Origin of the sequence: Streptomyces sp. NBC_00984, from assembly GCF_045162475.1 — a bacterium.
GTDB lineage: Bacteria > Actinomycetota > Actinomycetes > Streptomycetales > Streptomycetaceae > Streptomyces.
Genome location: NZ_CP108734.1, coordinates 7,703,842 through 7,727,459 on the forward strand (window position 1 = coordinate 7,703,842; position 23,618 = coordinate 7,727,459).

The window sequence follows — 23,618 nt, forward strand, 5'->3', positions numbered from 1 at the left end:
CCGGGCGATTCCGGGTCCTGAGTCTTCTCCGGTGTCTCAGTCATGGGGTGCTCCTCACTCACTTCACTCGGATCGGGATTCACATCGAACGGATGCGCAGGTAGCGGCGGATGTCGGGGATCGACTTGATCCCGACCGCCACGGCGACGAGCGCCGCGGCCGTGGCCGCTGCGGCGGTGATGATGCCCAGGGTCTTCATGATCGGTTCTCCTCTCGGTGCTGCGCCGTCTCCTCGGCGCTCAGCGGTGTCAGTTCGTCGGGCGCGAAGTAGAAGTAGCGGCCGTACCAGTCGTGCAGGTCCGACGCGGGGTCGTCGACGAGGACCAGGGCGATGTGCGTACCACCGTCCACGTCGGAGAGAACCGCGGTCACCCGGGCCACCTGGCCGGCGAAGAACAGATCCTGCGCGTCCGCCCGCCGGGAGGGGTGGACGCGGACCAGGCTGCCACTGGCAACCCGGACCCCGTCGATCACGACCGCGTCGCTCCCGGGCCGTACCGAGGCGTCGGCCGCCGGATCCCACCAGGGGGCGCCCGCGGTGTCGAAGGAGGCGGGCTCCACGTCCCGGACGTCGGCCGCCGGGCCCGCGGGAGTCGCGGGCTGCGGCGGGTGCGGGTCGCGCAGCAGGCCGTGCAACTGTTGGAGGTCGGCGGGCGACATGCCGTCGCACCGGTCGATGATCTCCCGGGCACGGGGGTCGGTGGCCCTGGCCTCCGCCTTCTCCTCCTCCGTCATGGTCATCACACGGAGGGTCAGGATCTCGTCGATCTCGGTCGAGTCGAACAGGGCGCCGGGGCTCTGCTCGGCGACCTCCGGGTAGTCGTACAGGATGATCGGCGCACCGAGCAGGGTGTCCGTCGTCCCCTTCGGACCGGCCAGCACGGGCCAGCACCTGCGCTGGCGGCAACGGCCGGCGGCCGCTGCCGCCCCGGCGGGCGGTTCGAGCAGCGAGACGAATTCGGTGTCGTGCGCCCGCAGCAGCAGATGCGCGCCGATCAGCGAGGACCGGATCGCGGCGTCCTTGGTGGCCACGGGATCCGGATGCTCGTTGCGCACCGCCACCGAGAGGTGCACGTATCCGTCGTCGACGACGGTCCGTGTGCGGACCCGGACCGCCAACGGCAGCCGCCGCCGCACGATCCGGCCCACCACCACGCCCCGCGCGTCGGTCACCGGCTCGGTGTCCTCGCCGCCCGGGACCTCGTGGACGGCGTCCGTCACCTCTCCCAACGGCAGGGCGGTCAGAACGACTTCACGCTCGACGGCCTCGTCCCAGGACATCACCGACACCCCGTCGACGGTGAGCTGCTCGACCGGTACGTCCACCCCGTCCTCGCCCGTGCTCCGCACCTCGCGGACCTGGAGTTGGAGGAAGCGCAGATGCACGGTGACGGCCGCCGGCCCGTCGCGCGGTGCCAGCAGGCACTGCATCTCCATCTCCGGCTCCTCGCCAAAGCTCGCCGCCGTGGCGTGCGGCGGACCGAGGACCCCGAACTGCCAGCGCGACCGGTTCTTGTGCGAGCTCGCCCGGTACGGGTACAGGAGGTACCCCTCGTACAGGACGGCGTCGGCGATCGAACGCACCTGGTCAAGACTCACAGGACCACCTCGTCGTGCTCGGCCAGGAGGGCCTGGACCGTCTCGTCCCAGCTGATCAGCCCGCGCCGGGCCCGGAAGTCCGCGAAGCGCGCCAGCACCTCGTGGTCCAGCCGGATCCATCCGGTGCTCGGGTAGTGCGCCGCCACCATGCGCCGCCACACCTCGACCGGCATCGGGTGCCGGGCCTCGCAGTCCCACGGCACCTGCTCGACCCCGAAGCCCTTGCTGCCGCGGGTGAAGACCGTGCCGGAGAACATCAGGGCGAGGGGCACCGAACCCTCGCCCAGGGCGTGCAGATAGCGGGAACCGATCACGTCGAAGTCGTATGTGCAGGGCAGGGCGAGATCGACCTCGGTCGCACCGCTGAACCCCTGCACGGTGGTGTCGCAGCTCATCCACTGGAACGGCTTCAGGGTGTCCGTCCAGCGGTCCCGGCCGCCGAACAGCGCCACCAGGCCGCTCTGTTCGGCCTCGTCGTAATGGCGCCGCTGCGGCTCGATGCGGACCTGGCAGTGCAGCGCGATGGCGTGGATCCGCCGGCCCGTCCGCTCCTCGATCCGCAGCCGCGCGGTCAGCTGCGGAGCGGCCGCGTACGGCTCGGCGACGACGTCGAGCACGGAGAACGCGAAGTCGTTCACGGCGCCCCGATCCCCGCGGCGGGCCGGCTGCGGTCCGCCACCCGCGCGAAGAAGCCGTCCATCGCGGCACGGGCCTCGGTGCCACCGTCGAACCCGCGCCACAGTCGGCGCAGTTGCCCCACCAACTCGTAACAGGCGTCGATCGGCACCAGATGGCACGACCCCTCGCTCTCCGCCGTACGCCGGATCAGCAGCGCCTCCACGTCCGGACGCAGCACGGCGAGCTCCGGGCTCGACTCGACGACGGCCGCCCAGGCGTCCAGCGGCAGTTCCGACTCGGTGGCCCCGGCGGGCCCGGGATAGAAGGCGACCATCCGGTCCTGGACGGAGTTGCGGAACAGGAAGGCGAGCCCCACGGGAATCTGCAACTCGTCCCAGGCGCGCCCGTCCACGGTCAGCCCGGCGAAGTGCAGATAGCGCTCGGGGACCGCCCGGTAGCGCAGCTCCGCGTTCTCGTCGGTGAACAGCAGATAGCAGGCCCGGCACCCGCACATCAGGGCGCGGCTGTCGAGGTTCACCACATGGGGGTGGCTCTCGCCGATCGGTTCCGCGCACATCTCGCAGCGCTCACCGACGGGCGGCCGTGGCCGGTTGCGGGTGAGCCGCAGCAGGGTGGAGGCCGGCGAGGCGGAACGGCCGGCGGCGATCACCGCGCCACCGCCACGGGGACCGACACCGAGACCGTGGCACCGTCCGAAAGCAGGGGCAGCGGGGCCAGGTGCACACTGTCCCCGTCGAGGCAGACCCCGGCCCGCCGTACGTCGTAGTGCGCACGGCATCCGGCGCAGCGCAGGACCGCGTCCCCGGAACGGCCGCCCAGCCGCCGCGCCAGCGTGGCACCCTCGAACGGCCGCTCGCAGCGCGCGCACCGGTCCTCGAAGGCGAAGAGATCCGTGCCCACCCGGCAGGCCACCACCCGCATGGTGCCGACACCGACCCGGGCCACGGTGCCGGGCTCCAGCCCCGACAGCTGCGGTACGGCCTCCCACGACGCGCCGTCGCCGGCCGTCCCGGACTCCGTGTGCAGCCGGGCGAACAGCGAGTCCACCGGCACCAGCGGCCCCGCTGCCCCGGTGTCCTCGTCGGCCGCGGTCTCGACCTCGATTGAGGTGATCTCCGGCGCCGCCGCCTCCACCGCACCCTGCACGGCCAGCTTGAGCGTGACCGAGGACGACGGGCAGCCGTCACAACTGCCCAGCAGCCGCAGGCGGACGGTGCCCTCGTCGGTGACGGCGAGCAGCTCCACATCACCGCCGTGCGATCCCAGATACGGTCGTACGCTCTCCAGCGCCCGCTCGACCCGGGTCTCCACGCCGTAGGGATGCAGCCCGTGCACCAGCAGGACGCCGGCCACCAGCTCGTCGTCGGCCAGGGCGGCCAGGACGTCGTCGTCCAGCCGCCCCTGTTCGTGCACGAGGTCGAGCAGCCGTTCCAGCCCGGCACCGTAGAAGTCGGCGACGAGCCGGACCAGTTCCTCGCTGCGCTCGCGGGCGATGGCGCCGCCCGAGCCGCTGGCGGCGATCAGGGTGTCGATGCGTTCACCGGTCGTCCGCCAGTCGGGCGCGGCCGGGGACTCCTCCCGCGCCATCATTCACTGCCCGCGGACTGGGTGGGGGAGTGCAGGAGTTCCAGCTTCTTGCCCTCGCCGAGATACATGTGCACACCGCAGGGCAGACAGGGGTCGAAGCTGCGTACCGTGCGCATGATGTCGATGCCCTTGAAGTTCTCCCGGTCGTTCTCCTCGAAGATCGGCTGTCCCTGCACGGCGTCCTCGTAGGGACCCGGCGTGCCGTACGTGTCGCGGGGGCTCGCGTTCCACGGAGTCGGCGGGTACGGGTGGTAGTTGGCGATCTTGCCGTCCCGGATCACCATGTGGTGCGAGAGGACGCCCCGTACCGCCTCGGTGAACCCGCAGCCCACGCCCTCCTCGGGCACCTCGAACTTCTCCCAGGTCTTGGTGTTCCCGGAGCGGATCTCCGCGAGCGCCTGCTCCGCGAAGTGCAGCGCACAGGCGGCCGCGTAGGCCTGGAAGTAGCTGCGTGCCCGGTTGCGCTCGATGGTGTTGCTCCACTTCGGGACGTGCCACTCCAGCTCCACCGGCCCCTTGAGGGCGGTCTTGGGGAGGTTGATCTTGACGCTGTGGCCGGTGGCCTGGATGTAGCCGATGTCGACCAGACCGGCCAGCGCGGTGGTCCACAGCCGCGCGAGCGGCCCGCCGCCCGTGTCGAGCGCCAGGTAGTCCTTGCCGTCGAACCACCGCGGTGACATGACCCAGCTGTACTTGTCGTCCAGGTCCCGCTTCTGCGGCTGCGGGTTGGTGTGCTGGTTCCATGGGTGGCGCCGGTCGACCGGATTGCCGAGCGGGTCGTGGGAGACGAAGGTCTCCTGCTCGTCCCAGTCGTTGTAGTACGACGAACCGAGCAGGATCCGGATGCCGAGGTTGATCTTCACCAGGTCGGTGGTGACCAGCTTCCCGTCGACGACGACACCGGGGGTGACGTACATCTTCCGGCCCCAGTCGGTCATGTCCTTGTACTCGAAGTTGCAGTGCTCGGGGTCCTGGAAGGAGCCCCAGCAGCCCAGCAGGATGCGCCGGTTGCCGACCTGCTCGTACCCCGGCAGGGCCTCGTAGAAGAAGTCGAAGAGATCGTCGTGCATCGGCACGACCTTCTTCATGAACTCGACGTACCGCTGGAGGCGGGTGATGTAGTCCGTCATCAGCTGGATGGTCGCCACGGTGCCGACCCCGCCGGGATAGAGCGTGGAGGGGTGGACGTGCCGGCCCTCCATCAGGCAGAACATCTCCCGGGTCATCCGGCTGACCTGGAGCGCCTCGCGGTAGAACTCGCCGGTGAACGGGTTCAGCGACCGCATGATGTCGCCGATCGTCCGGTATCCGTGCGCGTCGGCGTGCGGGGAGGGGGTGCGGTTGGCCTGCTCCAGCACCCCGGGGTTGGTCTCCGCGACCATCTTCTCGCAGTAGTCGACCCCGACCAGGTTCTCCTGGAAGATGTTGTGGTCGAACATGTACTCCGCGGCCTCGCCGAGATTCACGATCCATTCGCCGAGGTGCGGCGGCTTCACCCCGTACGCCATGTTCTGCGTGTAGCAGGAACATGTGGCGTGGTTGTCACCGCAGATTCCGCAGATGCGACTCGTGATGAAGTGCGCGTCGCGCGGGTCCTTTCCCTTCATGAAAACCGAATAGCCGCGGAAGATGGAGCTGGTGCTGTGGCACTCGGCGACCACCTTCTGCTTGAAGTCGATCTTCGTGTAGATACCCAGGCTGCCGACGATCCGGGTAATGGGATCCCACGCCATTTCGACCAGGTCGTTCTTGCCCTGGCCGCCTCCGGCACCTTTGTGCTGCGTCGCGGTCATTGGCCGTCTCTTCTTTCTGTTCGTTGCTGTGATGTACGAGGTCACTCACCAGGTGCGTGTGGCGCCGGTCGTGAGTTTCCCGCCGGGCCTACGCCATTTCGGTTCGCGGTCCAGGGTGTGGGTGGTGAGCTGGCGCAGCCGCCGCATCGTCGACCCGTACGGCCCGACCGCGTTGGTCGAGAGCTTTCCGCCGGGGGGCTCGTCCATGAACGGCATGAACTTGTCCGGGAACCCGGGCATGGTGCAGCCGATGCAGATGCCACCGACGTTGGGGCAGCCGCCGATGCCGTTCATCCAGCCGCGCTTGGGTACGTTGCACTTGACCGCGGGGCCCCAGCAGCCCAGCTTGACGATGCACTTCGGCGAGCCGTACTCCGTCGCGAAGTCGGCCTGCTCGTAGTACCCGGCTCGGTCGCAGCCCTCGTGGACCGTCGACCCGAACAGCCACGTCGGCCGCAGCGCGTCGTCGAGCGGGATCATCGGGGCCTGGTCGGTGGCCATGTAGAGCAGGTAGGTGAGCGTCTCCGAGAGGTTGTCCGGCTGGATCGGGCACCCGGGGACGCACACGATCGGGATGCCGGCCTTGGACTTCCAGTCCCAGCCCAGGTAGTCGGGAACCCCCATTGCGCCGGTCGGGTTGCCCGCCATGGCGTGGATGCCGCCGTACGTCGCGCAGGTGCCGACCGCGACGACCGCGGTCGCCTTCGGAGCCAGCCGGTCGAGCCACTCGCTGGTCGTCATCGGCTGGCCGGTGGCGGGATCGTTGCCGAACCCGCACCAGTAGCCCTCGTCGTGCAACCGCTCGTTCGGAATGGATCCCTCGACCACCAGGACGAACGGTTCCAGTTCTCCGCGATCGGCCTTGAAGAACCATTCGAGGAAGTCATCGGCGCCGCCGTTCGGGCCGCATTCGAAATCGATGAGCGGCCAGTGGACAGCTACCTGCGGAAGTCCCGGCAGGGCGCCGAGCGCGATTTCCTCGATGCTCGGCTGCGTGGCTGCGGTCAGGGCGACGGAATCGCCGTCGCAGCTCAGTCCTGCGTTGATCCACAGCACGTGGATCAGTGTGTCCTCCGCCTTTACCGCTTCCTTTGTCGGCATGGCTGTGTCGCCTTTCAGGATGACGGCCCAACCGGCCATCGGCCCCCACCGGTGGGTACGCGCACATTGCTACCATCACGCCTCGAATCGCGGGCACCGGCAACAGGGGAATTCGCCGCCCCGGCTTGTCACCGGGGGCCGAATGACGGCACGCGGTGGGCCGCTCGGGTGGTCCGGGCGGGGGACCGGTCCCGTCGGGCGGCGCCACGGTCCGCCCGTGGCCCTACGGTCGGAGCCACCCGCGGAAGGACGAGGCACCGGTGCACGAGCTGGCCATCACACAGAGCGTCGTCGACTCGGTGTGCGAACGCGCCGGGGGGCGTCCGGTCCGTACGGTCCGCGTCCGCGTCGGCGTGCTCACGGCGGTGGTGCCCGACTCGATGCGGTTCTGCTTCGGCCTGGTCACGGAGGGAACGGCCGCCGAGGGCGCGCAGTTGGAGATCGACCAGCCGCCCGGCGCCGGCCGCTGCCGTACCTGTGCCGTCGCATTCACCCTGACCGACCTGATTCTGCTGTGTCCCTGCGGCAGCGCGGATGTGGAGATCACATCGGGACAGGAACTGCAGATCGTCTCCATGGAAGTGGGCTGAACCATGTGTGGTACCTGCGGCTGTGCCGAGGAGTCCGGCGGGACCAGGATCGTGATGCTGCGGGAGGAGGATGCACCGGACCACGGGCACCCGCATCCGCATCCGCACCCTCGTCCGCACGAGCGTCGTCAGCCGAGCGGAGCCGGTGAGACGGTCACCATCGAGCAGAAGGTGCTCGCCAAGAACGATCTGCTCGCGGAGCGCAACCGGACGTGGATGACCGACCGGGGCGTCGTGGCCGTGAACGTGATGAGCTCGCCGGGCGCGGGCAAGACCACCCTTCTGGAACGCGCCGTCACCGACCTCGGCGGCCGCCGGCCGATGGCGGTCATCGAAGGCGATCAGGAGACGAGGCTCGACGCCGACCGGATCAGGCGAACGGGCTGCGCCGTGGTGCAGGTGAACACGGGGGCGGGGTGCCACCTCGACGCGGAGATGATGCGGGACGCCCTCACGGCGCTGTCCCCGGCCGAGGGATCGCTGCTCATGGTGGAGAACGTCGGAAACCTGGTGTGCCCCGCCCTGTTCGACCTGGGGGAGCGCAGCAAGGTCGTGATCATCTCGGTCACCGAGGGCACGGACAAGCCGCTGAAGTACCCGTACATGTTCGCCGCTGCCGACCTGATCCTGATCAACAAGTCCGATCTCCTGCCCCATGTCGACTTCGACGTCGAGCAGTGCGCGCAGCACGCGCGCTCGGTGAACCCGGACGTGCGCGTGCTGACGGTCTCCGCGACCACCGGCGAGGGCCTGGCCCACTGGTACGACTGGCTGGCGGAGCAGCGGTAGCCCCTCCGCCGCCGCACCGCGTCAGCCCCGGGGGAACGGCGGCTGCGGGACCGCGGTGCCGGGTGCCGGGCGTTCCTTGCGGACGAAGGCCCGGCGCAGCCCGTGGTACGGGTGGTGCGGGTCCGCGAAGATGCGGTGCATGCGGACGAGTTCGGCCTCCCGGTACGGGGCCAGGTCGACCCGGTCCCGCTCCTCCTTCTTCGCGTGGATCCGGGACTGCGTCGCGGGCAGGGCTGCCAGGCGGGTCGCCAGGGCGCCGACCTCCGAGTCGAACCACTGAGGGGTGCACGGGATCACCCTGTCGACCAGCCCGAGCCGATGGGCCGCGGTGGAGCTGACCGGCAGGGCGTCCCGCATGAGCCGGTCGGCCGCCGCCGCACCCACCCGTCGCGGCAGCGTGTACGTCCAGTACTCCGATCCGTACAGCCCCATCAGGCGGTAGTGCGGATTGAACACCGCGCCCGCCCTGCACCACACCTCGTCGGCGGCGAGGGCCAGCATCACCCCGCCCGCCGCGGCGTTCCCGGCCAGGGCGGCGACAACGAGCCGGTCCGTGGTGGTCAGCACCGCCTCCACCAGGTCGTCCATGGCATTGATGTTGGCCCAGGACTCGGCGCCGGGGTCGGCCGCCGCCTCGATCACGTTGAGGTGGATGCCGTTGGAGAAGAAGTCCCGGCCGCCGCCGACGACCAGCACCGAGGTGGGCCGGGAGCAGGCGAACCGGTAGGCGCGCAGCAGGCGTTGGCACTGTGCCGTGCTCATCGCGCCGCCACGGAACGAGAAGGACAGGAAGCCGGTCCCGGCCTCCTCCCGGTAGGCGGTCTCGGACCAGGTGTCGTCGTCCCCGGTCCGGTGCAGCGGAGCCGGCCGCTCGGGTACGGCGGACAGCCGCCCGGCCAGCGCCGAGGTGGCGGGGAGTTTGAAGGTGGCCGGGCCGCCCGGCGCCCGCCGTGGCCGCAGCTCGGGGATCCACACCGCGCCGTCCGTGGTCGCCCGGCAGATCGCGCCGTCCCGGGTGGCCACCACATCCCCCGGACGCCCGCCCAGCCGGGACTCGGGGTACCCACCGTGCTGGAACCACTCGCCGCCCAGCAACTCGTCGAGCACACCGGGCTGGGAGTCCGCCGCCCTGAGTCTGCGGACCACCGTTGCGGTGGAGTCCGACTGCCAGGCGATGCGGCGCAGCGACTGGCGGAACAGGGGGCGGCAGCCTTCGCCGGCGCCGGAGGCCTGCGGCGCCGGGGTGTACGTCCCCGACGCGAAGCGTCCGACCGCCAGCAGCACCGCCTCCACGGCGGCGTCCGAGATCTCGTTGCGGTACAGGTCGCTCTTGCCCACCGGGGGCAGCGGACAGGACACGGACGCCCAGACGTCGCCCGCGTCCATCTCCGCGTTCGCCTGGAGCACGGTGACGCCCCAGTGGTCCGCTCCCTCATGGACGGCCCAGTCCAGGGAGGAGGGCCCGCGGTCGCCGACCGGTCCCGGATGGACGACGAGACAGGTGTGGACCGACCAGACGTCCCTCGGGATCGCGGTCTTCAGGTACGGCGCCACAACAAGGTCCGGGCCCTCCCGGCCGACGGCCTCCCGGACCGGGCCTTCCTCGTGCGCGAGTTGCACGGCGACGGAGTGCCCGTGGTCCCTCAGCTCCGCCTGGACACGTTGGGTGAGGCTGTTGAAGGTGCTTGCGACAAGCAGGATGTGCACGGTGATCTCCCGGTGGCTGCGATCAGTCCTGACCGAGCGTGGGCGTGCACTCCTGCTCGGCGGAACCCACTCGGCGGGAACATGCCGGGAATTCACTCGAAGCGGCTCCTCCGCGAGCACGCCTGCCGGCTCATGCGGGAGCCGGAGACGCGAGGGCGTGACTCCACGACACGCGGCACTCGCGGCTCAGTCACCCCGCCGTGAACGGTGTGCGGGCCGGTGCCGCGGTCCGGTTCGTGGGCTGCTACGGGAGCGGAGCCGGGTCGACCCGGCACCACGTTGCCACGGGGCCGGGGTCCCGGGCGTCCTCGGGGGTGACCCAGAACGCCCTTCCCCGTTCGGAGCTGTACTGGGCGCCCGTCCGTCCGTCCCCGGAGGAGCGGCCGGTCAGCCGGCGGCCGATCCACGGCATCAGGTGCTCGCGGGCGAAGCGGACGTCATCGACGCGTCGTCGGGCCCACCTGGGTGGTACGGCGGTGGGCAGTGCCGTCCGCCAGTCGTTCTCCGGAGGCAGCCCCAGCGTCTGCCAGACCGCCTCGGCCACCCTGCTGTGTCCGTCGCCCGTCAGATGCAGCCGGTCGACGTCCCACAACCGGGGATCGCCCAGCGCCGGTGCTCCGTACAGATCGACGACCAGCGCTCCGTGCCGGGCCGCCAAGTCGTCGACCAGGGCGAACAGCTCTTCCATCCGCGGACGGAAACGCTCCATCACCGGGCCGTTGCGCCCCGGGCTACGCATGAGCACGAGCTGCTTGCACGAGGGAGCGAGACGTTCCACCGCCTCTTCGAGCCGCCCACGGACCATGCCCATGTCGCACTTGGGCCGCAGGGCGTCGTTGAGCCCGCCGACGAGTGTGACGACATCCGCCCGCAGGGCGGCGGCCACATCGACCTGTTCGTCGACGATCTGGCCGATCAGCTTGCCCCGCACGGCGAGATTCGCGTAGCGGAATCCCGGCGTACGGACGGCGAGCCGGCCGGCGAGGACATCGGCCCAGCCGCGGTACGAACCGTCGGGCAGCAGGTCCGACATGCCCTCGGTGAACGAGTCGCCGACCGCGACAAGACTGCTGTAGGAGGCATTTATTTCCATGGCGATGCGCATCGTATCGCGGTGGGTCCGGCGCCTTCCGGCGTCCGCGGTCGCTCGGCTCCGACCGGGCCGCCGGTCCACGGGGCGGGCCGCGGACCCCGCCGGTGCGCGCAGGGGACGCGGCCGGAAGCCGCACCGCGTCCCCCGCGCCGGTCAGCGTGCCTTCGGGCGCCCGACCAGTTCGCGGAGCACGTCCTCCATGGTGACCATTCCGGCCAGCCGGTCGTCCTCGTCGAGAACCGCCGCCAGATGCGTACGGCTGCGCCGCAGCGCGGTCAGGACGTCGTCCAGCGGGGTGTCGGCCCGGACCCGGGCGATGGGGCGCATCGCGGTCACCGGGAAGGGCACATCGCGCGGGGTGGCATCGAGGGCGTCCTTCACATGGAGGTAGCCCAGGATCCGCTCCTCGCTGTCCATCACGGGAAAGCGCGAGAACCCGCTCTCGTACGAGAGCTGTTCCAGTTGCTCCGGTGTGGTCCCGATCCTGGCATACGTGACCTGGTCGACCGGCATCACCACGTCCCGCACCGGGCGACGGCCCAGTTCGAGGGCGTGGTGCAGTCGCGCGGCCGAGCGATCGTCGACCAGCCCGGCGTCACCTGCGTCCGTCACCAGCCGGGCCAGTTCGTCGTCGGAGAACGTGGCGGACACCTCGTTCTTCGGCTCGACCCGCAGGATCTTGAGTATCCCGTTGGCGAGGGCGTTGATCGCGAAGATCACCGGGCGCAGCGCCCTGGCCAGGGCCACCAGCGGGGGGCCGAGCACCAGCGCGGCGCGGACGGGCTCGGCCAGAGCGATGTTCTTCGGCACCATTTCGCCGAGGAGCATGTGCAGATACGTCGCCACGGACAGCGCGATCACGAACGAGATCGGATGGATCAGCCCGTGCGGCATGCCCACCGCGTCGAAGACGGGCTCCAGCAGATGCGCGAAGGCCGGCTCGGCGACGATGCCGAGCACCAGCGTGCAGAGGGTGATGCCGAGCTGCGCCGCCGCGAGCAGCGCCGATACGTGTTCGAGGCCCCAGACGACGCTTCGCGCCCGCCTGTCCCCGGCCTCGGCCGAGGGCTCGATCTGGCTGCGGCGTACGGAGATCAGCGCGAACTCCGCCCCGACGAAGAAGGCGTTGACGACCAGGGTCAGCAGACCGATCAAGAGCTGGACGGCGATCATCGTGCGTTCTCCGTCTGCTCGTCTTCACCGGGCAGCGGAGCGTGCAGCAGGGCCCGCGCGGCGCGGCGCCCCGATGCGTCGACCACGTCGATCCGCCAGCCCGCCAGCTCGACCGAGTCACCCACGGAGGGGATGCGGCCGACCTCGGTGGCGACGAGCCCGGCGAGTGTTTCGTACGGTCCGTCCGGCACCCGCAGTCCGATCGTCTTCAGCTGGTCGATGCGCGCGGCGCCGTCGGCCGACCACAGGGTCCGTCCGTCGGCGTCCTCGCCGGCCGGCGCGAGGTCCGCGGTCTCGTGCGGGTCGTGTTCGTCACGCACCTCACCGACCACTTCCTCGACGATGTCCTCCAGCGTCACGACTCCGGCCGTGCCGCCGTACTCGTCGATGACGACGGCCATGGCGAGCTTGCCGGACAACCGGTCCAGGAGCCGGTCCACCGTGAGGGTCTCCGGCACGAGCAGCGGTTCGCGCAGCATCTCCGAGACGCGCGTCCGGGACCGCAGTTCGGCGGGGATGGCCAGCACGTCCTTGATGTGGGCCACACCGACGACGGTGTCCAGGCTGCCGAGATAGACGGGGAAACGGGACAGGCCCGTCGCCCGGGTGGCGTTCGCGACGTCCTCGACCGTCGCCTGCGCCTCCAGCGCGGTGACCTGGACCCGAGGGGTCATCACGTTCTCCGCCGTCAGCTCCGCCAGGTTCAGCGTGCGGACGAACAGCTCCGCCGTGTCCGCCTCCAGCGCACCTTCCTTCGCGCTGTGCCGGGCCAGCGCCGCCAGCTCCTGCGGGCTGCGCGCGGAGGCCAGCTCCTCGGCCGGTTCCAGGCCGAAGCGGCGCACGATCCGGTTGGCGGTGTTGTTCAGGTGGCTGATGAAGGGCCGGAAGACGGCGGTGAAGGCTCGCTGCGGCGTGGCGACGGTCTTCGCCACGGCGAGCGGGGAGGAGATCGCCCAGTTCTTCGGGACGAGTTCGCCGACGATCATCAGGAACACGGTGGACAGCGCGGTGCCCAGGACGAGGGCCACCGAGGACGCCACGCTCGGGGACAGGCCCACCGCCTCCACCGGACCGCGGATCAGCTTCGCGATGGACGGTTCGGAGAGCATGCCGACCACCAGGTTGGTGACGGTGATGCCGAGCTGAGCGCCGGAGAGCTGGAAGGTGAGGCTGCGTACGGCCTTCATGGCGCTCGCCGCGCCCCGCTCACCCCGCTCGACGGCCCGTTCGAGCTGGCCGCGCTCGACCGTCGTCAGAGAGAACTCGGCCGCGACGAAGGCGCCGCAGGCCAGGGAGAGCAGTACTGCCACGAGCAGCAGGAGCACTTCGGTCATCGGTTCACCTCCGTCCCATGATCGGGCAGGGGCAGGAGGATCGCTCGGTGCCGGCGATGCCGGCTACTGGGAGGCTCGCCCATGGGCGGACGCTCACACCTTTCGGAAGGATCGGACAGCGGAACATCCATAGTAAAGGATCGGCAAAGCCGATCGATCTCCCGGTGATCTTCTCAGTCCGTGAGCGGCTTCACCCAGCGCCGCCAGTGGTCCTCGCGGTGGTAGCCACCCGCGGCCCATGTGCGGTGCGCCCGCTCGTTGGCTTCCAGGACCATGGCGTCGACCCGCCGCCCGCCGAGGCTGAGGAATCGCTGTTCCGCCGCCTCCGTCAAGGCGGTGGCGATGCCTTCCCGGCGGTGGTCGGGGTGCACGGCCAGTCGGTAGGCGGAACACCGCCAGCCGTCGAAACCGGCTATGACGGTTCCCACGAGACGACTGCCGCGCTCCGCCAGAAGCAGGGCTTCGGGGTCTCTCGAAATGAGCCGGGACACCCCGTCGTGGTCGTCGCTGATGCTCGTTCCTTCTGCGGCTTCGAGCCAGAAGCTCAACACGGCGTCGACGTCGCCGGGACCGGCGCAGCGGATGTGGAGATCACTCATGGGGCGAGCCAAACAGAGCGCCGATCCGTTCGGCGAGCGATTTCCGCGCTGCGCGCGCTGTCCGTGGCGATTCGGCCGTATCACGGTGCCGTGTGCCGGTACGACTCCGTGGCTCAGTAGGCGGAGTTGACGTTGTCGATGGATCCGTAGCGGTCGGCGGCGTAGTTGGCGGCCGCGGTGATGTTGGCGACGGGGTTGGTGAGGTCGTGGGCGGTGCCGGCGACGTGGTAGGCGCTGAAGGTGGGCTGGATGACCTGGAGCAGGCCCTTGGAGGGGGTGCCCTTCTGGGCGTTGATGTCCCAGCCGTTCTGGGCGTTGGGGTTGCCGCCGGACTCGCGCATGATGTTGCGGTGCAGTCCTTCGTAGCTGCCGGGTATGCCCTTGGCCTTCATGACGGCCAGGGATTCCTTGATCCAGCCGTCGAGGTTGTTGGCGTAGCCCTTGCCGGTCTTCTGGGTGTCCTGGACGTCGCCGGTGGGGGCGGTCCGGACGACGGGGGCGCTCTGCTTCGTCTCGGCCGCCTGTGCGGAGGTCGAGGTCAGGGTGAGGGCTGCTGCGGCTGCGCCGGTGGTGGCGAGGGCGGCGACGGACAGGGTGCGGATGCGGGCGATGCGGCCGGTGCGGGTCTGCGTGGTCATGCGGAAGTGACTCTCCTGTGGGTGTGGTGTCGCCGTCCGGTGCCGGAGGCGGGGGTGCGGGGCGGGGCCCTGCGTGGTGCGGGAGGGGGCGAGCGGTCCGGCGGTGTCCGTGCGGTCCGGTCGCGGTTCCCCGCAACGACAGCCATGGTTAGCGGCGGCCGGGGTGGGGGTCAATGATGTGACGTACTACCCCAATACGGAGCAATGTCCGACATAGACCGATCTGAGCCGATTCCATGCTGTTCGGGCGACTCTGTTTCTACTACCCTCCCTAGGATGTGACGTGGCCCCTATGGGTGGCATCACATCCACAGGGCCGTTCCGGGGCCATTTCGAGGCCATCGGCAGGGCTGCCCGCGTACGGCTTTCTGCGCACCGGGACCCGTGTACGGGGCACTGGTGGGCTCCTCTTGCCGGTGCTAGCGCACCCGCGCTAGCGTGTTGCTGTGCCCAAGACTCAGCTGAACGTGAGAGTGGACGAAACCACCGCCGAGGCCGCGCGGCAGCGCGCGCTACAGAGGGGGATGAGCGTGAACCGTTACATAGAGGAGCTCGTGAGGCAGGATGCGGGCGAGGTCGGACACACCTTCGTCGAGGCCGCGGCCGACTTCATGAAGCAGTACGAGTCGGTGTTCGCCGAGGAGTTCGGCCCGGAGCGCAAAGGCACGCGTTGAACCTCCAGATCGACCTTTCCTGGCTGCTCATGGTGGCCGAGCACAAGACCCCCGGTGACCCGCAGGTCGTCGACTGGGGTGCGCTCGTGGCCGCGGTGGCCCGTCATGAGGCCGAGATCTTCGGCAGCCCCGTCTACAGCGACCCGCACTCCCGAGCCGCTGCCCTCCTGCAATTGCTGCTCCACGTCCCCGCGCTCGAACACTCCAACGCGATGTTCTCCTCGGCCGTCGCGTACGGATATCTCGTCGCCTCCGGACTCAAGGTCATCACCTCGCCCGAGCAGGTGCGCGACCTGGCCCGACTGGTGAAGGAGGGCAAGGCGGACGTCCGGGCCATCGCCGACGAACTCCGTCAGTGGAGTCTGTGACAGCCCCGGCACGCGACGGCGGGCCGGAGCGCCTCAGTCCACCGCGGCCGGGCGCCGGGCCACGCCCAGCACGCAGGCCGACGTGGGGAGCCGGACTCCCCACTCGGGCATCCTGACCCTGCGGTAGGTCTCCACCACGAATCCGGCCCTCTCGATGGCAGCCAGGGTGTCGCGCGCGGTGTGACACCCGCCCGTCACCAGCGGCCAGACCGTACGGTCCAGTGCCCGCTGCGCTGCCGCCATGGCCCGGTCGTCGGCCCGCACGTGCTCGAAGAAGCGCAGCTCACCGCCGGGCCGCAGCACCCGCACGATCTCCGCGAGCGAACGCTCCACATTCCGTACGGTGCACAGCACCAGCGAGGCGACGGCCCCGTCGAACGCCTCGCTCTTCACCGGCAGCGCCTCCGCCGTGCCCGGCACCACATCCACCGGGAGTGCCGCACGCAGCGCCGACCGCACCGCCAACTTCCGCAGGCTGCGCTCGGGTTCGATGGCCACCACCTCCGACACCGTGGGCGGGTAGTGCGCGAAGTTCAGGCCATTGCCCGCACCGATCTCGATGACCCGGCCGGACAGGCCGGCCAACAGCTCCGAGCGCACCGCGGCCAGTCCCGCCCTGGTCTCCGCGGCCACGCTCATCCGGGCGTAGAACCGGGCGAAGACGGGGTGGTGCACCGCGTCCTCCGGGATTCTCGTGCTGCGCGGACGCATGACGGACCTCCTCGACCGGGTGCTCGGACAGAAAGTACGGCTACTTAGATTCTCCCCCGTCCCGCACCGCTCAGCCGCTCAGTCGGCGGGCCGATTCCCGCCCAGTTCCGCGGCGAGCCAACTCCTGGCCCGCGCGCGGAAGTCGGCGGGATCCAGGGACCCCGCACCGGCCGGCACCGCACCCAGCAGCGGGGCGCCCGCCACCACGGGGAGGTCCGCCAGATTGCAGCGCGCCGCGAGGTCCGGCTCGGCAGGCATGCTGCCCACCACCACACCGAGGCACTCCAGCCCCCGGGCCCGCAGCGCCTCCGAGGTCAGTGCGGTGGTGTTGAGCGTGCCCAGACCGGCGGGCGTCACGACCAGCACCGGGGCGGCCAGCAGCCGGGCGGCGTCGGCGAGGGTCGAGCCCTCGTCGTCGAACCGTACGAGCAGACCGCCCGCACCCTCGATCAGCACCAGGTCGTGTTCGGTCGCCAGCTTCTGCGCCGCATCGGCGATCTCGTACGGCCGTACCGGCGGGAGGCCTGCCCTCCGGGCGGCGGTGGCAGGTGCCAACGGTTCGGGGAACCGGGCCAGTTCGACCGCGGTGACATGGCCACCCGCCAGCCGGACGACCTCGGCGGCATCACCCGGCTCGCCGGGGGCCAGCCCCGTCTGCGCCGGCTTGAGCACCGCGACACGACGGTCCGGGCACGCCGCCGCCACGGCCGCCGTCACGACCGTCTTGCCGATCTCCGTGCCCGTTCCCGTCACTACCAGAACCGTCATCTCATCCCTCTCGCGCAGCCGCGCACACGGCACGGCAGATCCGCGCCACGTCCTCGTCACCCGTCACATACGGCGGCATCGTGTAGACGAGGTCGCGGAACGGCCGCAGCCACACCCCTTCCCGTACCGCGGCCCGGGTCGCGGCCGCCATGTCCACCTCGTGATCGAGCTGTACGACGCCGATCGCACCCAGCACCCGTACATCCCGCACCCCGGGCAGCTCCGCCGCCGGGGCGAGACCCTCCCGCAGCCCCGTGCCGATCCGCCTCACCTCCCGCTCCCAGTCCTGGCCGAGCAGCAGATCGATCGAGGCGCTCGCCACCGCGGCGGCGAGCGGATTGCCCATGAACGTCGGTCCGTGCGCGAGCACCGGCACCTCGCCGCGCGAGATGCCCTCCGCCACCCGGGAGGTGCACAGCGTCGCCGCCATCGTCAGATAACCGCCGGTCAGCGCCTTGCCCACGCACATGACATCGGGCGAGATCCCCGAGTGCTCAGCGGCGAACAGCTTCCCGGTGCGGCCGAAACCCGTGGCGATCTCGTCGAACACCAGCAGCACGTCGTGCTCGTCGCACGCCTCGCGCAGCACCCGCAGATACGCGGGGGAGTGGAAGCGCATCCCGCCCGCGCCCTGCACCACCGGCTCCACGATCACCGCGGCCAGCCGGTCGGCGTGCTCCGCGATCAGTTCCCGCAGGTGCCGGACGTACGCGGCATCCGGTTCCGCGTCGAAACCGGCCGGGGGCTCGTCGGCGAAGAGCTGGCGGGGCAGGACGCCCGACCACAGCTCGTGCATGCCGCCCTCGGGGTCGCACACCGACATCGGCTGCCAGGTGTCCCCGTGATAGCCGCCGCGCCAGGTCAGCAGCCGCTGCTTGGCGGGCCGCCCGGCCGAGCGCCAGTACTGCAGGCACATCTTGACCGCGACCTCGACGGAGACCGACCCCGAGTCGGAGAGGAAGACGTGCCGCAGCGGCTCCGGGGTGATCTCGACCAGCCGCGTGGCCAGCCGCACGGCGGGCTCATGGGTGAGCCCGCCGAACATCACATGGCTCATCCGGCCCAGCTGGTCACGGGCCGCCTCGTTGAGCACCGGATGGTTGTAGCCGTGCACCGCCGACCACCAGGACGACATGCCGTCGACCAACTCCAGCTGCCCGTGGGCCGGTTCTGCCAGCCTCAGCCGCACTCCGGACGCGGACTCCACGACCAGCGGCTCCTGGCGCCCCGGCATCGGGCCGTACGGATGCCAGACGTGGGCCCGGTCCAGGGACCGCAGCTCGGCCGGGGAGAGGGCCTCAGGCATTGGGGGCGAGATCCGTTCCCGCGCCGCGACGGCGGACCGCGACCAGATCCGTACGGGCAGCCGGCGCTTCCCGGGGATCGGCCTCGGCCTCTGCGGGCGCTTCACCGCAGGGGGCGCATCCGCCGTCGTGCGAACCGTATCCGCCGCCCGGCTGCGCCCGGTGCGTGGGCAGCGTCGTCGTTCCCGCGCCCTCCACCTCGAAACCGGCGTCCGCGATCATGTCCAGATCCGCCTGGCCCGCCTGACCCTCACTGGTGAGGTAGTCGCCCAGGAAGATCGAGTTGACCAGGTGCAGGGCCAGTGGCTGCACCGAGCGCAGATGCACCTCGCGTCCGCCCGCGAGCCGTACCTCCACATCCGGGCAGACGAAGCGGACCATCGCCAGAATGCGCAGACAGCGCTGCGGGGTGAGGTTCCACTCCTTGGCCAGCGGAGTTCCCTCGAACGGGATCAGAAAATTCACCGGAACCGAGTCCGGGTCCAGTTCGCGCAGCGAGAAGACGACATCGACCAGGTCGGCGTCGCTCTCACCCATCCCGGCGATCAGCCCGGAACACGCCGAGAGCCCGGCGGCCTGCGCCTGGTGCACGGTCTCCACCCGGTCCGCATAGGTGTGGGTGGTGGTGATGTCCCCGTACGTCCCTTCGGACGTGTTGAGGTTGTGGTTGTACGCGTCGGCGCCCGCAGAGCGCAGCCGGTCGGCCTGACCGTCGGAGAGCAGACCGAGACAGGCGCACACCTCGACGCCCTCGTTCTGTTCCTTGATCGCCTCGATGGTCTCCGACACCCGGTCGACGTCGCGGTCCGTCGGACCACGACCGCTCGCCACCAGACACACCCGCTTGGCCCCGCCCGCCACCCCGGCGGCGGCGGCCTTCGACGCCTCGTCCGGTTTCAGCCAGGTGTACTTGAGGATCTCGGCCTTCGAGCCGAGCCGCTGCGAGCAGTACGAGCAGTCCTCGGGGCAGAGGCCGGACTTGAGATTGACCAGGTAGTTCAGTTTCACGCGTCGCCCGAACCACTGACGGCGCACCTTTCCGGCCGCGGCCACCACTTCGAGCAGATCGTCGTCCGAGGTCGCCAGTACGGCGAGGGCTTCTTCGCGGGTCGGCAGCTCGCGCCGCAGCCCCTTGTCCACCAGCGTGTTCAGGAGGTCCATGGCGAAGATCCTGGCCTACCGCACGGCTCCCAGCCAAGGAGGAACCGGACAACAGAGCCTGCCAAGGGTGTGTGTATTGCCACACCATGACCGGCTGCGCCCCCGGTTAGGGTCTGTGAGCTGCCTACAAAAGGGACCGCTCATGTCCTTCGACCCGTTCGACTGGATCGACGAGGAGGCGCGCCGCCGCGCCGACGCCGGACTCGTCCGTACTCTGCGCCCCCGGCCCGCCGCGTCCGGACTTCTGGACCTCGCGAGCAACGACTACCTGGGGCTGACCCGGCACCCCGACGTCACCGCCGCCGCGGCGGAGGCCGCGCGCAGGTGGGGTGCGGGCGCGACCGGATCGCGACTTGTCACCGGCTCCACCGCGCTGCATGCCGAACTCGAAGGCGAACTGGCCGAATTCTGTGGCTTCGAGGCGGCCCTGGTGCTGTCGTCCGGCTACGCGGCCAACCTCGCGGCCGTCACGGCGCTCACCGGCCACGGCTCACTGATCGTCTCCGACGCGGGCAACCACGCCTCGATCGTGGACGGCTGCCGGTTGTCCCGCGCCGGGACCGCCGTCGTTCCGCATGCCGATCCCGATGCCGTACGCAAGGCTCTGCGGTCGCACGAGGGACGGGCGCTGGCCGTCACCGACTCGGTCTTCTCGGTCGACGGCGACGCGGCACCGCTGCCCGGACTGGCCGATGTCTGCCGAGCGGAGGGCGCCGCACTGCTCGTCGACGACGCGCACGGCCTGGGCGTGCTGGGGGAGGGCGGCCGGGGCGCGCTCGCCGCGGCCGGCCTCGCGGGCGGCGAGGGGATCGTCACCACGCTGACCCTCTCCAAGTCCCTGGGCAGCCAGGGCGGAGCGGTCCTCGGACCGGCCCGGGTCATCGAACACCTGGTCAACACGGCCCGCACGTTCATCTTCGACACCGGTCTCGCGCCGGCCGCGGCGGGCGCCGCACTGGAGAGCCTGCGGCTGCTGCGCCGAGAGCCGGAGCGGGCCGGCCGGGCGCGCACGGTCGCCACCGCGCTGTACGAGCAGCTGACCGCGGCCGGTCTGACCGCCGTGCGGCCCGACGCGGCCGTGGTCTCGGTGCGAGCCCCCTCGGCGGACGCGGCGGTGCGCTGGGCGGCCGACTGCCGCACGGCCGGAATCGCGGTCGGCTGTTTCCGGCCCCCGTCGGTGCCGGACGGGGTGTCCCGGCTGAGGCTGACGGCGCGAGCCGATCTGACCGAGGAGCAGATCGCCACCGCGGTGTCGATCGTGCGGCGGACCGCTCCCGTCAGCTGACCGGGCCCCGGTGCAGACCGGTGACGAAGGAGGTCCAGGCCGCCGCGGAGAACCGCAGCGGTGGCCTGGACACATCCTTGGAGTCCCGCACGGCCAGCCGTCCGTCACCGGACGGCGCTGTCTCCACACAGTTGTTCATACCCGTGCTGCGGCTGCTGCGCCGCCACCGTAAGCCGTGCTGTGCGAGGCATTCCGACATGAGGCCCCCTCGGGCGGTCCGTGGTCACCGACCGTCGCGGTCGATCGCGGCGATGAGGTCCAACGAGTGCTCCGGCGACAGCGCGTGCGCCTGCATCGTGCGGAAGGCCGAGCTGTACGCCTCAAGGTCTTCTTTCCGCTCCAGATAGAGGCTACTCGTCAAATGGTCAAGAACGACCACATCCAGATCAGAAGTGCTCGGAAATGAGAAGATAACGAAAGGTCCGGTGAGGCCGGCATGGCCGCCCACCGAGAACGGCAGCAACTGGAGCTGCACATGGGGAAGTTGAGCCACCCGGGTCAGATGGCGCAGCTGCTCCCGCATCACCCGGCACCCGCCGACCTCGCGCCGCAGCACCGCCTCGTCGAGCACCGCGCTCAGCCGCAGCGGCGGATCGGTCCGCAGCACCCCCTGCCGGGCGAGCCGCACCTCCACCAGTGAGTCCAGCTGGCCCGCGGGCAGCCCGTCCAGCGAGGCCCGGGTCACCGCCCGCGCGTAGTCGGCCGTCTGGAGAAGCCCGGGTACCACCGAGGTCTCCAGCGTGCGCGCGGTCCGCGCCTGGGACTCCAGACTGATGAAGTCGCGGTACTGGGGCGGGATCAGACCGCGATAGGCGTGCCACCATCCGGTGCCGCCACCGCCCGCCGAACCCGCCAGCGTGGCCAGCAGATCCCGCAGCTGGGTGTCGTCCACGCCGTACGTGTCCAGCAGCCGGGTCACATCGGCCGGCCGCACCCCGCTCACCCCGGTCTCGATCCGGCTCACCTTCGACTGGTGCCAGCCGAGTATCCGCGCCGCGTCCCGACTGGTCAGTCCCGACGCGTGGCGCAGGCTCCGGAGCTCCTCCCCGAGCTTGCGGCGTCGAACCGCAGGGCCGTGCTGCATCCGCGGCCTCCATCCCTTTTTTGCCGAGCGGACAGTGTGCCGCCCACAGACGGTCTTGCGTGGCAGGGTTCACCGCATTGAGCGACAGATATATGCATATCTTGGTGGATCGCCGTCGCAGAGGGCAGCATCAATGGCAATCTGGCGCGAAGCACAACCCGGACCGATCGCGGGTCGGTCCGGGTGGGAAAGGGACGGCTCGCCATGGCAGACCATCAGGAAGCAAACGTCACTCTGCCGAGCGAGCCGGTCTCGGTCTCGGCAGCCCGCAGGTTCGTGGCCCGGGTGCTCGGCGACTGGGGCCTGGCCACCGACACCGATTTCGCCGACAGCATCCAGCTCATCGTCTCGGAGCTCGCGACCAACGCCGTACAGCACACCTTCGGACAGTCGCCCACCTTCACCGTGAACCTCCGGCTGGAGCGGGAGGAGCACCTGCATCTGGGGGTGACGGACAGTCACCCCCGCTGGCCCAGGCGACTGCCCGCCGCCGTTCAGCAGGACAACGGGCGCGGCATGGTGATCATCCGCTGCCTGGCCAAGCAGTGCGGGGGCCGGCTCACCGTCACCCCCACCGCCGACGGCGGCAAGACGGTGTGGATCGCGCTTCCGTGGAGCGTCCCCGTGCAGAGCTGACCGACGCGTTCCGGTGGCCGACCGCCCACGCGGTCACCCGGCTTCCGCGCCCGGCCGCTGCGCCGACCCCGCCCGCCCGAACCCACTGCGCAACAGGGCCTGGAGCGTCGCCGCCGCGGCGCTCGCCCGGTCACCGCGGTGCACCACCGAGATCGTCCGCCGGAAGGAAGCGGGATCCAGCCGCCGTACGGACAGCGGCGTCGGCGACATCGCGGCGACCATCTCCGGGACGACCGCCATCCCGATGCCCGCACTGACCAGGGCGCACACCAGTGCGTAGCCCGGCGACTCGCAGACCACGGCGGGTGTCGCCCCGGCCTCGGCCAGGTCCTGCTCGACCCCGCGGCGCGGCGGATGGGTCGGCGCGCTGCTGATCAGCGGCCGTCCCGCCAGTTCCGTCACCGGCAGCCTCCCGCTGCCTTCGGAAAGCATCTGACCGACCGCCGTGATCAGGACCAGCTCCTCGACCAGCAGCGGTTCGGCGAAGACCCCGGTGGGCCGGGCCACCGGGGCAGCCGGCTCGTACTCGTGGGTCAGCGCCAGATCGACTTCGCCCGCGGCCACCGCGGCGACGCCCTGAGGCGGTTCGTACTCGGTGACCGTCAGCTCCACGTCCGGGTGGGCGCGCCGGAAGGCGCTCAGCACCGGCGGCAGCAGGTGGATGCCCGCCGTGGTGAACGTGCCGACCCGCAGGCGCCCCCCGGAGAGCCCGGAGAGACGGGCCAGCTCATGACGGGCCCGGTCCATCTCGTCGAGGACGCGCCGGGCGCGTCCGGCCAGCAGTTCGCCCGCGGCCGTGAGCCTCGCCCCTCGGTGGTGGCGCACCAGCAGCGCGGCGCCCGCCTCCCGCTCCAGCTTGGCGAGCTGCTGGGAGAGCGCCGGCGCGGTGTAGCCCAGCCGCGCGGCGGCCCGGGTGATCGATCCGGCCTCCGCGACCGCCACCAGTGCCGCCAGCCGTGTCGGGTCGTACATTAAGCGTTCCTTT

The 23,618-nt window shown here is 70.6% G+C and carries 26 protein-coding genes; 6 read left to right on the forward strand and 20 right to left on the reverse strand.

All coding sequences use genetic code 11. The annotated features are described in order from the left end of the window. Nucleotides 1–79: 79 nt before the first annotated feature. From OG520_RS34380 to OG520_RS34410, 7 genes are read right to left on the reverse strand one after another with little or no spacing between them, the layout of a single operon-like run. Nucleotides 80–199 carry a DUF6893 family small protein gene (locus OG520_RS34380; protein WP_399333733.1) on the reverse strand — a complete coding sequence of 40 codons (120 nt, stop codon included), beginning with the start codon at nt 197–199 and terminating at the stop codon, nt 80–82. After that, on the reverse strand, nt 196–1,599 hold the full coding sequence (locus tag OG520_RS34385) for a hypothetical protein (protein WP_399333731.1): 1,404 nt from the start codon (nt 1,597–1,599) through the stop codon (nt 196–198). Before OG520_RS34385 ends, OG520_RS34380 begins: the two co-directional genes overlap by 4 nt. Beyond that, nucleotides 1,596–2,237: a DUF6084 family protein gene (locus tag OG520_RS34390; RefSeq protein WP_266422703.1), complete on the reverse strand. Its 642-nt coding sequence runs from the start codon at nt 2,235–2,237 to the stop codon at nt 1,596–1,598. The genes OG520_RS34385 and OG520_RS34390 overlap by 4 nt, the downstream gene beginning before the upstream one ends. Beyond that, on the reverse strand, nt 2,234–2,887 hold the full coding sequence (locus OG520_RS34395; protein WP_399333729.1) for a DUF5947 family protein: 654 nt from the start codon (nt 2,885–2,887) through the stop codon (nt 2,234–2,236). The genes OG520_RS34390 and OG520_RS34395 overlap by 4 nt, the downstream gene beginning before the upstream one ends. Next, on the reverse strand, nt 2,884–3,825 hold the full coding sequence (locus tag OG520_RS34400) for a NifU family protein (RefSeq protein WP_406015696.1): 942 nt from the start codon (nt 3,823–3,825) through the stop codon (nt 2,884–2,886). Before OG520_RS34400 ends, OG520_RS34395 begins: the two co-directional genes overlap by 4 nt. Beyond that, nucleotides 3,825–5,618, reverse strand: a complete 1,794-nt coding sequence (locus OG520_RS34405) for a nickel-dependent hydrogenase large subunit (RefSeq protein ID WP_399333725.1) — start codon at nt 5,616–5,618, stop codon at nt 3,825–3,827. The genes OG520_RS34400 and OG520_RS34405 overlap by 1 nt, the downstream gene beginning before the upstream one ends. A 45-nt stretch (nt 5,619–5,663) precedes the next feature. Continuing rightward, the gene (locus OG520_RS34410) at nt 5,664–6,719 is read right to left on the reverse strand and encodes a hydrogenase expression protein HypE (RefSeq protein WP_406015697.1); all 1,056 of its coding nucleotides are present in this window, start codon (nt 6,717–6,719) and stop codon (nt 5,664–5,666) included. 260 nt (nt 6,720–6,979) lie between these two features. Between OG520_RS34410 and OG520_RS34415 the strand changes: the two genes are divergently transcribed. Together OG520_RS34415 and hypB are read left to right on the forward strand one after the other, a co-directional pair. Next, complete coding sequence (locus tag OG520_RS34415; protein WP_399333721.1) at nt 6,980–7,309, forward strand: hydrogenase maturation nickel metallochaperone HypA; 330 nt, start codon at nt 6,980–6,982, stop codon at nt 7,307–7,309. A gap of 3 nt (nt 7,310–7,312) precedes the next feature. Further along, entirely contained in the window at nt 7,313–8,098 is a 786-nt protein-coding gene (gene hypB / locus OG520_RS34420; RefSeq protein WP_399333719.1) for a hydrogenase nickel incorporation protein HypB, read from the forward strand. Nucleotides 8,099–8,119: 21 nt separating this feature from the next. Here hypB and OG520_RS34425 read toward each other — a convergent pair whose 3' ends face one another. From OG520_RS34425 to OG520_RS34450, 6 genes are all read right to left on the reverse strand, one after another. Next, complete coding sequence (locus OG520_RS34425; RefSeq protein ID WP_406015698.1) at nt 8,120–9,805, reverse strand: hydrogenase maturation protein; 1,686 nt, start codon at nt 9,803–9,805, stop codon at nt 8,120–8,122. 244 nt (nt 9,806–10,049) lie between these two features. Further along, a complete protein-coding gene (locus OG520_RS34430; RefSeq protein ID WP_406015699.1) occupies nt 10,050–10,898 on the reverse strand; it encodes an SGNH/GDSL hydrolase family protein in 849 nt (282 codons plus the stop codon). Nucleotides 10,899–11,051: 153 nt separating this feature from the next. After that, nucleotides 11,052–12,071 (reverse strand): hemolysin family protein, encoded by a 1,020-nt coding sequence (locus tag OG520_RS34435; protein ID WP_406015700.1) that lies wholly within the window; start codon nt 12,069–12,071, stop codon nt 11,052–11,054. Next, nucleotides 12,068–13,405, reverse strand: coding sequence for a hemolysin family protein (locus OG520_RS34440; protein WP_406015701.1), 1,338 nt, complete (start codon nt 13,403–13,405; stop codon nt 12,068–12,070). The genes OG520_RS34435 and OG520_RS34440 overlap by 4 nt, the downstream gene beginning before the upstream one ends. A gap of 173 nt (nt 13,406–13,578) precedes the next feature. After that, a complete protein-coding gene (locus OG520_RS34445; RefSeq protein WP_406015702.1) occupies nt 13,579–14,004 on the reverse strand; it encodes a GNAT family N-acetyltransferase in 426 nt (141 codons plus the stop codon). A 113-nt stretch (nt 14,005–14,117) separates the two neighbouring features. Continuing rightward, the gene (locus tag OG520_RS34450; RefSeq protein WP_406012069.1) at nt 14,118–14,642 is read right to left on the reverse strand and encodes a transglycosylase SLT domain-containing protein; all 525 of its coding nucleotides are present in this window, start codon (nt 14,640–14,642) and stop codon (nt 14,118–14,120) included. Between the two features lie 446 nt (nt 14,643–15,088). Here OG520_RS34450 and OG520_RS34455 point away from each other — a divergent pair, with 446 nt between their 5' ends. Together OG520_RS34455 and OG520_RS34460 are read left to right on the forward strand one after the other, a co-directional pair. Continuing rightward, nucleotides 15,089–15,316, forward strand: coding sequence for an antitoxin (locus tag OG520_RS34455; RefSeq protein ID WP_385330706.1), 228 nt, complete (start codon nt 15,089–15,091; stop codon nt 15,314–15,316). Further along, nucleotides 15,313–15,684 (forward strand): fic family toxin-antitoxin system, toxin component, encoded by a 372-nt coding sequence (locus tag OG520_RS34460; protein ID WP_093551070.1) that lies wholly within the window; start codon nt 15,313–15,315, stop codon nt 15,682–15,684. Before OG520_RS34455 ends, OG520_RS34460 begins: the two co-directional genes overlap by 4 nt. 33 nt (nt 15,685–15,717) lie before the next feature. Here OG520_RS34460 and OG520_RS34465 read toward each other — a convergent pair whose 3' ends face one another. The 4 genes from OG520_RS34465 to bioB all read right to left on the reverse strand — a co-directional run bounded on the left by OG520_RS34465 (nt 15,718) and on the right by bioB (nt 19,628). Then, entirely contained in the window at nt 15,718–16,395 is a 678-nt protein-coding gene (locus tag OG520_RS34465; protein ID WP_406015703.1) for a class I SAM-dependent methyltransferase, read from the reverse strand. A 78-nt stretch (nt 16,396–16,473) separates the two neighbouring features. Next, a complete protein-coding gene (gene bioD / locus OG520_RS34470) occupies nt 16,474–17,163 on the reverse strand; it encodes a dethiobiotin synthase (RefSeq protein WP_406015704.1) in 690 nt (229 codons plus the stop codon). Nucleotide 17,164: 1 nt separating this feature from the next. Beyond that, the gene (locus tag OG520_RS34475) at nt 17,165–18,469 is read right to left on the reverse strand and encodes an adenosylmethionine--8-amino-7-oxononanoate transaminase (RefSeq protein WP_406015705.1); all 1,305 of its coding nucleotides are present in this window, start codon (nt 18,467–18,469) and stop codon (nt 17,165–17,167) included. After that, nucleotides 18,462–19,628, reverse strand: coding sequence for a biotin synthase BioB (gene bioB / locus OG520_RS34480; protein ID WP_406015706.1), 1,167 nt, complete (start codon nt 19,626–19,628; stop codon nt 18,462–18,464). Before bioB ends, OG520_RS34475 begins: the two co-directional genes overlap by 8 nt. A gap of 142 nt (nt 19,629–19,770) precedes the next feature. Here bioB and OG520_RS34485 point away from each other — a divergent pair, with 142 nt between their 5' ends. Further along, nucleotides 19,771–20,913: an 8-amino-7-oxononanoate synthase gene (locus OG520_RS34485; protein ID WP_399334141.1), complete on the forward strand. Its 1,143-nt coding sequence runs from the start codon at nt 19,771–19,773 to the stop codon at nt 20,911–20,913. On the opposite strand, the gene OG520_RS34490 is transcribed toward OG520_RS34485, so the two are convergent. Continuing rightward, nucleotides 20,906–21,112, reverse strand: a complete 207-nt coding sequence (locus tag OG520_RS34490; RefSeq protein WP_406015707.1) for a DUF397 domain-containing protein — start codon at nt 21,110–21,112, stop codon at nt 20,906–20,908. The genes OG520_RS34485 and OG520_RS34490 overlap by 8 nt on opposite strands. 24 nt (nt 21,113–21,136) lie before the next feature. Beyond that, nucleotides 21,137–21,997, reverse strand: a complete 861-nt coding sequence (locus OG520_RS34495) for a helix-turn-helix domain-containing protein (protein ID WP_385330727.1) — start codon at nt 21,995–21,997, stop codon at nt 21,137–21,139. A 204-nt stretch (nt 21,998–22,201) separates the two neighbouring features. Between OG520_RS34495 and OG520_RS34500 the strand changes: the two genes are divergently transcribed. Continuing rightward, complete coding sequence (locus OG520_RS34500) at nt 22,202–22,633, forward strand: ATP-binding protein (protein WP_406015708.1); 432 nt, start codon at nt 22,202–22,204, stop codon at nt 22,631–22,633. A 33-nt stretch (nt 22,634–22,666) separates the two neighbouring features. Here the strand turns inward: OG520_RS34500 and OG520_RS34505 are convergent, their stop codons facing one another. Further along, nucleotides 22,667–23,605 carry a LysR family transcriptional regulator gene (locus OG520_RS34505; protein WP_406015709.1) on the reverse strand — a complete coding sequence of 313 codons (939 nt, stop codon included), beginning with the start codon at nt 23,603–23,605 and terminating at the stop codon, nt 22,667–22,669. Nucleotides 23,606–23,618: the final 13 nt, after the last annotated feature.

Bases quoted from the DNA above. Each gene is read 5' to 3' on its own strand.
- bioB (WP_406015706.1), bottom strand. From the start codon at position 19,628: ATGGACCTCCTGAACACGCTGGTGGACAAGGGGCTGCGGCGCGAGCTG.
- OG520_RS34490 (WP_406015707.1), bottom strand. From the start codon at position 21,112: ATGTCGGAATGCCTCGCACAGCACGGCTTACGGTGGCGGCGCAGCAGC.
- OG520_RS34500 (WP_406015708.1), top strand. From the start codon at position 22,202: ATGGCAGACCATCAGGAAGCAAACGTCACTCTGCCGAGCGAGCCGGTC.
- OG520_RS34410 (WP_406015697.1), bottom strand. From the start codon at position 6,719: ATGCCGACAAAGGAAGCGGTAAAGGCGGAGGACACACTGATCCACGTG.
- hypB (WP_399333719.1), top strand. From the start codon at position 7,313: ATGTGTGGTACCTGCGGCTGTGCCGAGGAGTCCGGCGGGACCAGGATC.
- OG520_RS34485 (WP_399334141.1), top strand. From the start codon at position 19,771: ATGTCCTTCGACCCGTTCGACTGGATCGACGAGGAGGCGCGCCGCCGC.
- OG520_RS34475 (WP_406015705.1), bottom strand. From the start codon at position 18,469: ATGCCTGAGGCCCTCTCCCCGGCCGAGCTGCGGTCCCTGGACCGGGCC.
- OG520_RS34435 (WP_406015700.1), bottom strand. From the start codon at position 12,071: ATGATCGCCGTCCAGCTCTTGATCGGTCTGCTGACCCTGGTCGTCAAC.
- OG520_RS34430 (WP_406015699.1), bottom strand. From the start codon at position 10,898: ATGGAAATAAATGCCTCCTACAGCAGTCTTGTCGCGGTCGGCGACTCG.
- OG520_RS34450 (WP_406012069.1), bottom strand. From the start codon at position 14,642: ATGACCACGCAGACCCGCACCGGCCGCATCGCCCGCATCCGCACCCTG.
- OG520_RS34445 (WP_406015702.1), bottom strand. From the start codon at position 14,004: ATGAGTGATCTCCACATCCGCTGCGCCGGTCCCGGCGACGTCGACGCC.
- OG520_RS34400 (WP_406015696.1), bottom strand. From the start codon at position 3,825: ATGGCGCGGGAGGAGTCCCCGGCCGCGCCCGACTGGCGGACGACCGGT.
- OG520_RS34495 (WP_385330727.1), bottom strand. From the start codon at position 21,997: ATGCAGCACGGCCCTGCGGTTCGACGCCGCAAGCTCGGGGAGGAGCTC.
- bioD (WP_406015704.1), bottom strand. From the start codon at position 17,163: ATGACGGTTCTGGTAGTGACGGGAACGGGCACGGAGATCGGCAAGACG.
- OG520_RS34465 (WP_406015703.1), bottom strand. From the start codon at position 16,395: ATGCGTCCGCGCAGCACGAGAATCCCGGAGGACGCGGTGCACCACCCC.
- OG520_RS34505 (WP_406015709.1), bottom strand. From the start codon at position 23,605: ATGTACGACCCGACACGGCTGGCGGCACTGGTGGCGGTCGCGGAGGCC.
- OG520_RS34405 (WP_399333725.1), bottom strand. From the start codon at position 5,618: ATGACCGCGACGCAGCACAAAGGTGCCGGAGGCGGCCAGGGCAAGAAC.
- OG520_RS34380 (WP_399333733.1), bottom strand. From the start codon at position 199: ATGAAGACCCTGGGCATCATCACCGCCGCAGCGGCCACGGCCGCGGCG.
- OG520_RS34440 (WP_406015701.1), bottom strand. From the start codon at position 13,405: ATGACCGAAGTGCTCCTGCTGCTCGTGGCAGTACTGCTCTCCCTGGCC.